Annotated in this window: 13 protein-coding genes; 11 read left to right on the top strand and 2 right to left on the bottom strand. The window is 72.8% G+C overall.

The features are described 5' to 3' along the window. The first annotated feature begins 66 nt into the window (after positions 1-66). From OG562_RS37530 to OG562_RS37580, 11 genes are all read left to right on the top strand, one after another. The gene (locus OG562_RS37530) at positions 67-798 is read left to right on the top strand and encodes an SDR family oxidoreductase (RefSeq protein WP_266406027.1); all 732 of its coding nucleotides are present in this window, start codon (positions 67-69) and stop codon (positions 796-798) included. Further along, on the top strand, positions 795-2,264 hold the full coding sequence (locus OG562_RS37535; protein WP_266406028.1) for an aldehyde dehydrogenase family protein: 1,470 nt from the start codon (positions 795-797) through the stop codon (positions 2,262-2,264). Before OG562_RS37530 ends, OG562_RS37535 begins: the two co-directional genes overlap by 4 nt. After that, positions 2,261-3,466, top strand: coding sequence for a CaiB/BaiF CoA-transferase family protein (locus OG562_RS37540; protein ID WP_266406030.1), 1,206 nt, complete (start codon positions 2,261-2,263; stop codon positions 3,464-3,466). The genes OG562_RS37535 and OG562_RS37540 overlap by 4 nt, the downstream gene beginning before the upstream one ends. 77 nt (positions 3,467-3,543) lie before the next feature. Then, a complete protein-coding gene (locus tag OG562_RS37545; RefSeq protein WP_266406032.1) occupies positions 3,544-4,926 on the top strand; it encodes an ABC transporter substrate-binding protein in 1,383 nt (460 codons plus the stop codon). A 52-nt stretch (positions 4,927-4,978) separates the two neighbouring features. Further along, positions 4,979-5,170, top strand: coding sequence for a ferredoxin (locus tag OG562_RS37550; RefSeq protein WP_266409728.1), 192 nt, complete (start codon positions 4,979-4,981; stop codon positions 5,168-5,170). A 32-nt stretch (positions 5,171-5,202) separates the two neighbouring features. Further along, the gene (locus tag OG562_RS37555; RefSeq protein ID WP_266406034.1) at positions 5,203-6,570 is read left to right on the top strand and encodes a cytochrome P450; all 1,368 of its coding nucleotides are present in this window, start codon (positions 5,203-5,205) and stop codon (positions 6,568-6,570) included. Continuing rightward, entirely contained in the window at positions 6,567-8,237 is a 1,671-nt protein-coding gene (locus tag OG562_RS37560; protein ID WP_266406036.1) for an OB-fold domain-containing protein, read from the top strand. The genes OG562_RS37555 and OG562_RS37560 overlap by 4 nt, the downstream gene beginning before the upstream one ends. Beyond that, the gene (locus OG562_RS37565) at positions 8,234-9,145 is read left to right on the top strand and encodes an alpha/beta fold hydrolase (RefSeq protein WP_266406037.1); all 912 of its coding nucleotides are present in this window, start codon (positions 8,234-8,236) and stop codon (positions 9,143-9,145) included. The genes OG562_RS37560 and OG562_RS37565 overlap by 4 nt, the downstream gene beginning before the upstream one ends. After that, complete coding sequence (locus tag OG562_RS37570) at positions 9,138-9,680, top strand: DoxX family protein (RefSeq protein ID WP_266406038.1); 543 nt, start codon at positions 9,138-9,140, stop codon at positions 9,678-9,680. The genes OG562_RS37565 and OG562_RS37570 overlap by 8 nt, the downstream gene beginning before the upstream one ends. A gap of 17 nt (positions 9,681-9,697) precedes the next feature. Next, a complete protein-coding gene (locus OG562_RS37575; protein ID WP_266406040.1) occupies positions 9,698-10,540 on the top strand; it encodes an NAD(P)-dependent oxidoreductase in 843 nt (280 codons plus the stop codon). Positions 10,541-10,709: 169 nt separating this feature from the next. Then, on the top strand, positions 10,710-11,372 hold the full coding sequence (locus OG562_RS37580; protein WP_266406041.1) for a TetR/AcrR family transcriptional regulator: 663 nt from the start codon (positions 10,710-10,712) through the stop codon (positions 11,370-11,372). On the opposite strand, the gene OG562_RS37585 is transcribed toward OG562_RS37580, so the two are convergent. Continuing rightward, complete coding sequence (locus OG562_RS37585) at positions 11,356-12,204, bottom strand: NAD(P)-dependent oxidoreductase (protein WP_266406042.1); 849 nt, start codon at positions 12,202-12,204, stop codon at positions 11,356-11,358. The two genes, OG562_RS37580 and OG562_RS37585, sit on opposite strands and share 17 nt — an antisense overlap. Further along, complete coding sequence (locus OG562_RS37590; protein WP_266406043.1) at positions 12,201-12,581, bottom strand: carboxymuconolactone decarboxylase family protein; 381 nt, start codon at positions 12,579-12,581, stop codon at positions 12,201-12,203. The genes OG562_RS37585 and OG562_RS37590 overlap by 4 nt, the downstream gene beginning before the upstream one ends. Positions 12,582-12,585 lie beyond the last annotated feature (4 nt).

A 12,585-nucleotide genomic window follows, 5' to 3' on the forward strand; every position in this document is an offset into this window, starting at 1 on the left:
TTGATTCGCGCAAATGGAGAATGTAGTTTCCGGGGCATCCGGGGTCGACCGAGCAAGGAGGCTGGGATGCGGTTCAAGGACAGGGTGGCCATCGTCACCGGGGCCGGCCAGGGCATTGGCGAGGGATACGCCAAGGCGCTGGCCGCCGAGGGGGCGAAGGTCGTGGTCGCCGACCTGAACGAGGAGCAGGGGCAGCGGGTCGCCAAGGAGATCGGCGACGCCCTCTTCGTGCGGGTCGACGTCGCGGACCCGGCCTCCGCGCAGGGGCTCGCCGACACGGTGGTCGCCGAACTCGGCCGTATCGACCACCTGGTGAACAACGCGGCGATCTACCACGACATGCGCCGCGAGGGCATCCTCACCGTCGACTACGACTACCTCGACCGGTTCCTGAAGGTGAACCTGCTGGGCGCGCTCCATGTGACCCGCGCCGTGCTGCCGCACCTGGGCGAGGGCGCGGCCATCGTCAACCAGTCCTCCACCGCCGCCTACCAGCCCACCGGCTTCTACGGGCTCGCCAAGGCCGGGATCAACCACCTCACCGTCTCCCTCGCCGCCGAACTGGGCGGGCGCGGCATCCGGGTCAACGCCATCGCGCCCGGTCCGACGGACACCGAGGCGACCCGCAACGTCGTTCCCGAGGAGTACCGCGCCGTCATGGTCCGGCAACTCGCCCTCAAACGCCTGGGAACCCCCGCCGACCAGGCGGGCGCCCTGCTCTTCCTCCTCTCCGACGACGCGAGCTGGCTCACCGGCCAGATCGTGGCCGTGGACGGCGGACAGGTGGTGCGGCTGTGAGCGCGACCGTGGACAGGTCCCAGCTCATAGACGGCGAACTCGTGGGCGCCGAGACGGCCTTCGCCTCCCACAACCCCGCCACCGGCGAGCTGATCGGCCACGCCCCCGACGCCACGAAGGCCGACGCCGAGACGGCGATCGCCGCCGCCCGCCGCGCCTTCGACGCCGGCGACTGGGCCACCGACCGGGAGCTGCGCCTGTGCTGTCTGCGCCAGTTGCACCAGGCCCTCGACGAACACCGCGAGGAACTGCGCGAGTTGACCATCGCCGAGGTCGGCGCGCCCCGCCAGCTCACCCACGGCCCCCAGCTCGACGAACCGATCGGCATCGTCCGGTTCTACGCCGACCTGCTGGAGAAGTACGAGTTCACCGAGGACCTCGGCGAGGTCGACTCGCGCGGCCAGCGCCACCACCGCTGGGTGGAGAAGGAGGCCGCCGGCGTCGTCGCCGCGATCCTGCCGTACAACTACCCCAACCAGCTCGCCCTGGCCAAGCTCGCCCCCGCGCTCGCCGCCGGCTGCACCGTCGTGCTCAAGGGCGCCCCGCAGAACCCGCTCATCACCCTGGCGCTGGGCGAACTCGTCGCGCGGCACACGGACATCCCGCCGGGGGTGGTCAACGTCCTCAGCTCCTCGCGCGCCGAGGTCGGCGAACTGCTCACCACCCACCCGGACGTCGACACGGTGACCTTCACCGGTTCCACCCCCGTCGGCCGCCGCATCATGGCCGCCGCCGCGGACACGGTGAAGCGGGTCTTCCTCGAACTCGGCGGCAAGTCCGCGATGATCGTCTTCGAGGACGCCGACTTCCCGAAGGCGGCCATGTTCGCCGCCTTCACCATCTGCTCCCACTCCGGCCAGGGCTGCGCGCTCACCTCCCGGCTGCTCGTCCCGCGCGCCCACCACGACGAGATCGTGCGGCTCGTCGCCGCCGGCCTCGACCGCGTCAAGGTCGGCGACCCCACCGACGCCAGGACCACCATGGGCCCGCTCATCAGCGAGCAGCAGCGCGACAAGGTCGACGGCATGGTCCAGCGGGCGGTCCAGGACGGCGCCACGCTCGTGCGGGGCGGCCGTCGCATCGACCCCGGCTGGTTCTACGAGCCCACCCTCCTGGCCGGCGTCGACCCCGACAGCGAGATCGCCCAGGAGGAGGTCTTCGGACCGGTCCTCGCGGTGATCCCCTTCGACGACGAGGAGGACGCGATCCGCATCGCCAACCACTCGAGGTACGGGCTGTCCGGCGCCGTGCACAGCGCCGACGAGGAGCGCGCGCTCCGCGTCGCCCGCCGGATCCGCACCGGCACCTTCTCCGTCAACGGCGGCAACTACTTCGCCCCCGACGTGCCCTTCGGCGGCTACAAGCAGTCCGGCCTCGGCCGGGAGAGCGGACGGGCGGGCTTCGAGGAGTTCCTGGAGGAGAAGTCCTTCGCCCGGATCGTCGTACCGCCCGAGGAGCCGTCGTGAGGCCGCTGGAGGGCATCCGGGTCCTGGAGGTCGCCATGTACGGCTTCGTGCCGTCGGCGGGCGCCGTGCTCGCCGACTGGGGGGCGGACGTCGTCAAGGTCGAGCACGCCGTCACCGGCGACCCGCAGCGCGGACTGCGCCGCACCGGGACCTTCGAGGTGGTCGGCGACCCCAACCCCAACGTCGCCCACGCCAACCGCGGCAAACGCTCCCTCGGTCTCGACATGGCCGTGCCCGAGGGCCGCGAGGTGCTGTACGAGCTGGTCAAGGGCGCGGACGTGTTCCTCACCAGCTTCCTGCCCGCCTCCCGCGCCCGCCTCGGCATCGACGTCGACGACATCCGTGCCGTGAACCCGCGGATCGTCTACGCCCGGGGCAGCGCCCTCGGCCCGCGCGGCCCCGAGTCCGACAAGGGCGGCTACGACATGACCGCCTTCTGGTCCCGCGCGGGCACCGCGGCCAGCATCACCCCGCCCGCCACCGAAGGCGTGATCAGCCCTCCCGGACCGGCCTACGGCGACACCGTCTCCGGCACCAACCTGGCCGGCGGCATCGCGGCCGCCCTGCTGCGCCGCGAACGCACCGGCGAGACCTCGGTGGTGGACGTCTCCCTGCTCGGCAGCGGCCTGTGGGCCCTCGGTCACTCCATCGGCCTGTCCCTGCACCTGGACCGCGCCTGGGAGGGCGTCACGCCCACCGCCCACGGCTCGCCCACCAACCCGCTCTCCGGGCTCTACCGCACCGCCGACGACCGCTACCTCTCCTTCGTCATGCTCCAGCCGGCCAGGTTCTGGGCGAACGTCTGCCAGTGCCTGGGCCGGCCCGACCTCGCCGACGACCCCCGCTTCGCCACCCCCGAGTCCATCGCCCGGCACACCGACGACGCGGTGAAGATCCTGCGCGAGGTGATCGCCGCCCGCACCCTCGCCGAGTGGTCCGAGGACCTCGCCGCCCTCGACGGCCCCTGGGCCCCCGTCCAGGACACCCTCCAGGCCGCCGCCGACGCACAGGTACGCGCCAACGGCTACATCGGACAGGCAGGCGAGCTCGAACTCGTCGCCAGCCCCGTCCAGTTCGACGTCGAGGACACGCGCCTCGGCCCCGCACCGGAGTTCGCCGCGCAGACGGAGGAGATCCTCGCCGAGCTCGGCTACGACTGGGACCGCATCCTCGCCCTGAAAACGGGCGGCGCGGTCACCTGAGCCCCCCCGTGGGCTCATTCCCGCACCTTTCGTCACCTCCCTCGGACGACGGCGTCCGAGCTCCCCGAGGAGGCACCTTGCGCAGGCTGCTGATCGGCTCGGTCACCGTGGTCGCGGTGCTGTTGGCCGGCTGTTCCACCAGATCCGACGACGACAAGAACACCGACGCCGCGCAGAACGCGACCCCCGCGGCCGGAGCGTCCACCGCCTCGGCGGACTTCGGGGCCCTCAAGGACGTCTGCGGCCCCGGCGCCGCCAAGGCCTCGACCGTCCAGGGCGTCACCGACCGGTCCATCCAGGTCGGCGTCATGTCCGACGTCGGCTTCACCAAGAAGTCCGAGTTCGCCGACGCCGCCAAGGTGTTCACCGACTGGTGCAACGACGCGGGCGGCGTCAACGGGCGCACGATCAAGCCCGTCACCCGCGACACCAGGCTCATGGAGGTCCGCCAGCGGGTCCTGGAGGCCTGCAAGGCGGACTTCGCCCTCGTCGGCGGCGGCGCCGCCCTGGACAGCCTGGGCGTGCAGGACCGCCTCAAGTGCCTGCTGCCCACCTTCCCCGCCCAGTCCAGCCAGATCGGCGCCATCGGCTCCGACCTCCAGGTGATGGCCTCCCAGCCGGTGGCCGGATACTTCTCGTACGCCGGTTACTACTCCTGGCTGCTGAAGGAGAAGTACCCCGACTCCGCGCAGAAGGTCGGCATCATCTCCGGCGACTCCCCCGTCACCAAGGTGATGTCCGCCCAGTTCAAGGAGGCCGTCGCGGGCCTCGGCGGCAAGGTCGCCTACAACGACCTCTACCCGGCGGCCGGCGTCTCCGACTGGACCCCCTACGCCCAGACCCTCAAGAACAAGGGCGTCAAGGGCCTCGTCTTCCTGGGGGACTTCGCGAGCCTCGCCAAGCTGGAGCAGGCCCTCACCGACATCGGCTACACGCCCGACTGGATCGACGCCAACAGCAACGCCTACGGCCCCGCCTTCCAGCAGCTCGCCGGTGCTGCCCTGGCCCAGCAGCACAACTACGCCGAACTCTTCGCCACCGCCCCGCTGGAGAGCGCCGCGGACAACCCGGCCACCCAGCAGGTCCTCGACCTGTTCAAGAAGTACGCGCCCGGCAAACAGGTCACCTACCCCGTCCTGCGTGCCTTCTCCGCCTGGCTGCTGTTCGCCACCTCGGCCCGCGACTGCACCGAGCTGACGCGCAAGTGCGTGTACGACAACGCGCTCAAGCAGACCGACTGGACCGCCGGCGGCCTCCAGGCGCCCTTCGACCTGTCCTCGAAGCAGCCGCCCAAGTGCTACTCCGTCGTCGAGGCCACGACCAAGGGCTGGCAGCCCGCCGACTTCAAGCCCGACCAGGGCGCCTACCGCTGCGACGCGCCCGTCTACCAGTACAAGGGGAGCTACGGCGAGCCCGCCACCCTGGCCTCCGTCGGCAAGTCCCTGTCCGACCTCACCTGAATCCGCCTCACCTGAATCCGCCTCACCTGAATCCGAAGGGGAGTTGAGTGACGTGAAGGTACGCGTCGACTCCGAGCGCTGCCAGGGCCACACCCTGTGTTTCATGCGGGCGCCGGAGGTCTTCGAGCTGAGCGAGATCGACGGGCACTCCTCGCCGGCCGTCGAGGAGGTCTCCGAGGGGCAGGAGGACCAGGTCGTCGAGGCGGTCCGGTCCTGCCCCGAGCGGGCGATCAGCGTCTTCTGAACGGCCGACGGTCCATCGAGAGGAGGCACACCATGACCGACGTCACGGACGACGCCGACGAGGCCCGCAAGCAGCCGCGCGTCCACTTCGACCGGCACGCGCCCGAGTACCGCGACGAGTTCGAGGAGCAGACCCGCGCCTTCCACGAGGGCTGCCCGTTCGCCTGGTCCGACACCTACGGCGGGCACTGGGTGGCCGCGGGCAACCGCGAGCTGCTCGCCCTCGCCCGCGCCGGGCAGACGCTCTCCAACGACCACGACGTGCACGGCGAGCGGCGCGGCTACCGGGGCATCAACATCCCGCCGTCGCCCCGCGGCCGGGGCTTTCGCGGCGGTTTCCTGGAGATGGACCCGCCCGAGCAGCGCGCCTACCGCACCGCCCTCGACCCCTACCTGTCCCCGGCGGCCGTCGCCCGCTGGATCCCCTTCATCGACGAGGTGGCCCGCGCCTGCATCGACGAGCGGATCGAGAGCGGCCGGATCGACTTCGTCGACGACCTCGCCAACATCGTCCCGGCCGTCTTCACCCTCGCCATGATGGGCATCCCGCTGAAGAAGTGGGAGCTGTACAACGAACCCGCGCACGCCGGCGTCTACACCCCGCCTGACTCCCCGGAGATGGCGCGCGTGATCGAGGCCCACATGGCCATGATCAAGGACATCGGGGTCACCCTCCAGGAGGTCCGCGCCCGCCCGCGTCCCGGCCTGGCCGACGCCCTCGCCCGGATGGAGTTCGACGGGGAGGCCCCCTCCGACGCGGACCTCGTCGGCGCGCTCGCCCTGCTCATCGGCGGCGGCTTCGACACCACCACCGCGCTCACCGCGCACGCCCTGGAGTGGCTCTCCCAACACCCCGACGAGCGAGCCCGGTTGAACCGTGACCGGGACGCCCTGCTCGACTCCGCGACCGAGGAGTTCCTGCGCTACTTCACCCCGGCGCCCGGCGACGGACGGACGGTCGCGCAGGACTGCGAGATCGCGGGCGCCGAACTGAAGGAGGGCGACCGGCTCTGGCTGTCCTGGGCGATGGCCAACCGCGACCCGGCCGTCTTCACCGACCCCGACCGCATCGACCTGGCCCGCAGCGGCAACCGGCACACCGCCTTCGGCCTCGGCATCCACCGCTGCATCGGCTCCAACGTGGCCCGTACGGTCTTCAAGCGGATGCTCCTCCAAGTCCTCGACCGCATCCCCGACTTCGTCTGCGACCCCGAGGGCGCCGTCCACTACGAGACCATCGGCGTCATCCAGGGCATGCGCCGCCTCCCGGCTGCCTTCACCCCCGGCCGACGCAGCGGCCCCAGCCTGGAGGAGACCCTCGTCACCCTCCAACGGGCCTGCGACGAACAGGGGTTGGCGGAGCCGATCACGGTGCGCAAGGCGGAGGCGAAGATCCGTTGAGCACCGCCCCCGAGGAGAACGCCCGTCCGCAGCCGCAGACGAGCCAGGAGACCGAGTTCTTCTGGACCTCCGGCCGCGACGGGCGGCTCCGTTTCCAGTCCTGCACGGCCTGCGCGGCGCTGATCCATCCGCCGCAGCCGGTCTGCCGCCACTGCCGGTCGCACGCCACCGAGGTCCGCGAGGTCTCCGGCCGGGCGACCCTCATCGGCTTCTCGGTCAACCACCGCTTCCCCTTCCCCGGCCTGCCCACCCCCTTCGTCGTCGCCCAGGTGGCGATCGAGGAGGACCCCCGGGTCCGGCTGACCACCGACGTCGTCGACTGCGCACCGCAGGACCTGCGCCTCGGGATGCGCATGGAGGTGGTCTTCGAGCAGGCGGGCGAGGCCTGGCTGCCCCTGTTCCGCCCCACGGCCGACCAACCGCCCCCGGCTCCGCTCCCGGCCGACGACCCGCCGCCCGAGCGGATCGGCGACCGCCTCCGCAAGCCCCTGAAGGGGCCCAGGTTCGAGGAGCGGGCGGTGATCAGCGGCGCGGGCGCCTCCCGCCTCGGCCGCCGTCTGATGGTCCCGCCCCTCGAACTGACCGTGGAGGCCTGCGAGAAGGCCGTCGCCGACGCCGGACTCGCCTTCGACGACATCGACGGCCTCTCCACCTACCCCGGCGGCGGAAACCTCGGCGGCTTCGCCGAAGGCGGCGTCACCGCCCTGGAGTCGGCCCTCGGCATCCGCCCGGTCTGGCACAACGGCGCCGGGGAGACCTTCGGCCCCGGCGGCTCGGTGATCTCCGCGATGCTCGCCGTCGCCGCCGGCCTCGCCCGCCATGTGCTGTGCTTCCGCACGGTGTGGGAGGCGACGTACGCCGAACTGATCCGGCAGGGGAGGATCGCGCTGCCCGAAGGGGTGGGCCCCGACGGCTGGTTCAAGCCCTTCGGGGCCGTCTCGCCCGCGATCATGCTGGCGATGAACGCCCAGCGCCATATGCACCGCTACGGCTCCACCCGGGAGACCCTCGGCTGGATCGCCCTCAACCAGCGCGCGGGCGCCGCCCTCCACCCCGACGCGATCTACCGCGACCCGCTCACCATGGACGACTACCTGTCCGCCCGCACCATCACCACCCCCTTCGGCCTCTACGACTGCGACGTCCCCTGCGACGCGGCGACGGCCGTGATCGTCTCCGCCGTGGAGACCGCGCCGGACCTGCCGAAGCCCGCCGTCAGGGTGGAGGCCGTCGGCACCCAGATCGTCGAGCGCCCCGAGTGGGACCAGGCGTCCCTCACCCACGAACCCCAAGTACTCGGCCAGGCAGCCCACTTGTGGACCCGGACCGAACTGCGCCCCGCCGACGTCGACGTGGCGCTGCTGTACGACGGCTTCACCTTCAACTGCCTGTCCTGGCTGGAGGCGCTCGGCTTCTGCGGCATCGGCGAGGCCCGCGACTTCCTGGACGGCGGCAAGAACATCGCCCGCGACGGGGTGATCCCGCTCAACCCGCACGGCGGACAGCTCTCCCACGGCCGCACCCACGGCATGGGCCTGCTGCACGAGGCGGTGCTCCAGCTGCGCGGCGACGCCGGCGCGCGACAGGTGCCGGGGGCGCGCACCGCCGTGGTCTCCAGCGGCGGGCTCACCCCCGGCGGCGTACTCCTGCTCAGGACGGACGGATGACCTCGACCGAACCCGAACTCGCCGGCGCCGTGCACCGACGGATCGTCGACGTGCACGGCGTCCCCGCCTCCGCGCTGGTCGCCGAGGCCCCCCGCCCGCAGGCGGTGATCGTGGCCCTGCACGGCGGCGCCACCACCTCCGCCTACTTCGACCACCCCGGCCACCCACGGCTCTCCCTCCTGCGCACCGCCGTCGCGGCCGGGTTCACCGTGATCGCCCTGGACCGCCCGGGCTACGGAAGTTCGGCCGGGCACGAGGAGCGGATGCGGACGCCCGAGCAGCGCACGGACTTCGCGTTCACGGCCGTGGACGCCTTCCTGACAGGACGCGAGCGGGGGCTCGGCGTGTTCCTGTGGGCGCACTCGGCCGGCTGCGAACTCACCGTCCGCATGGCAAGCGACCCGCGCGGAGCGGACCTGCTGGGCGTGGAGCTGGCCGGCATGGGCCGCATCCACCACCCCAACGCCGTACGGGCGATGGAGGAGTGGCGGCGCGATCCGACCCGCACCCGCCCCAACCTCCGCCGGGCCCTGTGGCATCCGCCGCACGCCTATCCGGCCGACGTCCACGGCGGCCGGACCATCGGCTCGGCCTCGCCCGCCTACGAGGGTCATCGGGAGGGCTGGCAGGAGGAGTTCGCGCGGCTCGCGGCGCTAGTCCCGGCGCCGGTGCACCTCACCCTCGCCGAGTACGAGCAGGTGTGGACGAACGGCCCCGAGGGCCTGGCCGACCTCGCCTCCCTGTTCACCGGCTCGTCCCGGCTCGTCCGGCACGAGCAGGCGGGCGCCGGACACAACACCAGCGTCGGCCGCACCGCCCTCGCCTACCATCTGCACGTTCTCGCCTTCGTCGAGGAGTGCGCGCTCGGCGTGCGGGCGCTGCCCTCGCAGGACGGCAGCCATGGGTGAGGCCTCGGACACGGCGCTGCTCCTCGTCCGGCTGGTGCTGGGCGCGGTGATGGTCGCGCACGGCTGGAACCACTGGCGCGGGGGAGGCGGCATCACGGGCACCGCGGGCTGGTTCGGCGGCCTCGGCCTGACCCGTCCCCGGCTCCAGGCCTGGCTGAGCGTCCTCACCGAACTCGGCGCGGGCGTCCTGCTGTCGGCCGGACTCCTCACCTCCCTGGCCTGCGCGGCCGTGCTGTCGGTGATGCTGGTGGCAGGACTGCTCGCCCACCGCCGCAACGGCTTCTTCGTCTTCAAGGAGGGGTACGAGTACGTCCTCGTCCTGGGCGTCCTCGCCCTGGCGCTGGGGGCATGGGGGCCGGGGGCGTACGCGCTCGACGAGGCCGCGGACATCCCGGTGACCGGATGGGCGGGCGCGGGCGTGGTGCTCGGACTGGGTACCGTCGCGACGGCCGGACTCCTGGCCGTGTTCTGGCGCCCCGCGAAGAGCCCTGTGAAAGCGAGCGCCGCGAAAGAGAGCGCCGCGAAAGAGAGTTGAGGACAGTGGAGAAACCCATGCGCGTCGGCTTCATCGGCCTGGGCAGCCAAGGTGCGCCCATGGCCCGCAGGATCGTCGAGGCGGGCCACCAGACCACCCTGTGGGCCCGACGGCCCGCCGCCCTCGCCCCGTTCGCCGACACCGCCGCCAAGACCGCCGGCTCACCGGCCGAACTCGCCGCCGCCAGCGACCTGGTGTGCCTGTGCGTGGTCGCCGACGCCGACGTGGAGCAGGTCGGCGAGGCGGTGCTCACGGGACTGCGGCCGGGCGGGATCGTCGCCGTGCACTCCACCGTCCACCCCGACACCTGCCGTCGCCTCGCCCGCCGCGCGGCGGCCCAGGGCGTGGCGGTGCTCGACGCCCCCGTCAGCGGCGGCGGCCGGGCGGCCGAACAGGGTTCCCTGGTGGTCATGGCGGGCGGCGACGCGGAGGTGCTCGACGCCTGCCGTCCGGTGTTCTCCGCCTACGGCGATCCGGTCGTCCATCTCGGCCCCGTGGGCTCCGGCCAGATCGCCAAGCTGCTCAACAACCTGCTTTTCACCGCCCAGTTGGGGCTCGCCGCGGACGCCTTCGCGCTGGGCGACCGGCTCGGCCTGGACCCGGCGGGCCTCGGCCGGATCCTGCCCCGCGGCAGCGCCGCCAGCTTCGCCCTGGAGCGGCTCGCCGACGCGGGCGGCTCCCTCGACCGCATCGGCGCCCACGCGGGCGGCCTGCTCGCCAAGGACGTACGGCTGTTCGCGGAGGTCGCGGAAGCCGCCGAGGCGGCAGCGGGCGAGCAGGGAGCGGCGGGGCCGGGAGCGGTCGGGCCGGGATCGGTCGAGGCGGCCGCCCGCGCCGCCTTGACCGCGATGGGACGGTGACCCGCGCTCCGGTGACCCGCGGCCCGGTGGAGACGGTGGGGTGGAGACGGTGTGGTGGCCCGGTGGGCGACGAACGCCCCGGAATCCGCCGGTCCCTACCCCTCGCCCTGCCGGGGCGGCCGTACGTACTGTGAGCGGGCACCCGTCCAACGACGGAAAGGGGCGCTCCGTGGTGTCGGCTCGGCGTGAGGAGATCCTTGAGGCGGCGCTTGAGGTGTTCGCCACGCGCGGGTTCAAGGGCGCCTCGATCGACGCGGTCGCCGAACGGGCCGGGCTCACCCGGCAGGGCGTCCTGCACTACTTCCCCAGCAAGAAGCGGCTGCTCCTGGAGCTGCTGAACTTCCGCGAGCAGCTCAACCGGGAGCATCTGGCCGACCGCAACGTGGGCAGGGTGGGCGAGGACTGGGCCGGCGACTTCGCCGCGGCCGTCGCCTTCGAACAGGGCCACCCCTCCCTCGCCCAGGTGCACAGCGTGGTGCTCGCCGAGGCGGTCACCGGCCAGGAACCCGCCCGCGCATACGTCCGCGACCGCTGTCGCTCCCTCCAGGACCACCTCACCGAGCACCTTCTCGAGCGGTACGGGGAGCGGCTGCCGAGCGGCCTGGACGCCCGTACCGGCGCGGCCGCCGTCCTCGCCCTCATCGAGGGCGTCCACCAGCTGTGGCTGGTCGACCAGGACGCCGACCGCTACCCGGAGGTCGTGCGCGAGACGCTGTCGGTCCTCCTCGGAGCCGACCCCGATCTCGAATCCGGCCCCGATCTGAGCGCCGCCCCCGATCTGAGGGCCGACCTCGATCTGAGCGCCGACCTCGACCTCAACTCCCGGTCGTGAACGGGTAGATGCGGGTGAAGTCCGCGCCAGGCCGTTGCGCCGAGAACGCCTCCCACACCGCGTCCGTCACCGCGGCCACCGCCGCCGCCCCGCCCTGCTCGGCCACCTCGCGCAGATACAGCCGTACGTCCTTCGCCATCAGCGTGTTGCTGAAGCCGGAGGCGTAGCGGCCGGTCAGCACCTCGTCGGGGAACTTGTCGGCGGTGGCCCCGCTGCGCCCGCTGGAGGCGTTGAGGACCTCCAGCATCAGCGCCGGGTCCAGCCCGGCGGAGGCGCCGAAGGCGACGGCCTCGCTGGTCGCGGCGAGCGCGGTGGCGGCCAGGAAGTTGTTGGCGAGCTTCAGCGCCTGCGCCTGTCCGGGCCGGCTCCCGACCCGTCGGCGGCGGTCGCTGAGCCCCGCCAGCACCGGCTCGACGTGCGCGCAGTCGTCGTCCGTGCCCGCGTACATGACCATCAGGGTGCGTCTGCGGGCTCCCGCCACCCCGCCCGACACCGGTGCGTCCACGTACGCCAGGCCCGTCGCGGCCAGGCGGCGGGCCGCCGACACGCCGACCGTGGAGGTGTCCACGACATGCGTCAGCCGTCGGTCGCGGACGGCGACGAGATCGCCTACGACCGTCTCGCAGACCGGTCCGTCGGGCAGGCTGAGCACGACGACGTCGGTGTCCCGGGCGAGGTCGGCCGGGCTCGGCGCCCAGCGGGCCCCCAGCGGGGTGCGGGCCGGGCCCGCGGCGTCGTGGGCCACCACCTCGAAGCCCGCCCGGACGAGGTTCGCGGCCAGCGCGCCGCCCATGTTGCCCAGGCCCACGAAGCCGACCACGGGCCGCTTCACCGGGTCTCCCGCGCGGTGCGCACCTCGCGGATGACCGAGCGGGCCGCGTTGCCGGCGGGGGCGCCGCAGTACGCGGTGATCTGGAACAGCAGCTCGTTCACCTCGTCGTCGCTCACGCCCGCGTTCGGGCTGGCGCGCAGATGGATGCGGAACTCGTCCATCCGGCCGGTCGCGGCCGTCATCGCCAGCACCAGCAGGCTGCGGTCGCGGGGGGCGAGCGGGCCGCCGCGCGCCCAGACGCCCCAGGCTATGGCGGTCAGGTAGTCCTGGTACTCGGGCGGCACCGGATCCCCGGGTGGAGCCGCCCGGCTCCCGTCGTCGCCGATGATCTCGGCCCGCACCGCCCGCGCGGCCCGCTGCCAGTCGCCGTCGTACATCAGC

Source organism: Streptomyces sp. NBC_01275, assembly GCF_026340655.1.
In the GTDB taxonomy this organism is placed as follows: domain Bacteria; phylum Actinomycetota; class Actinomycetes; order Streptomycetales; family Streptomycetaceae; genus Streptomyces.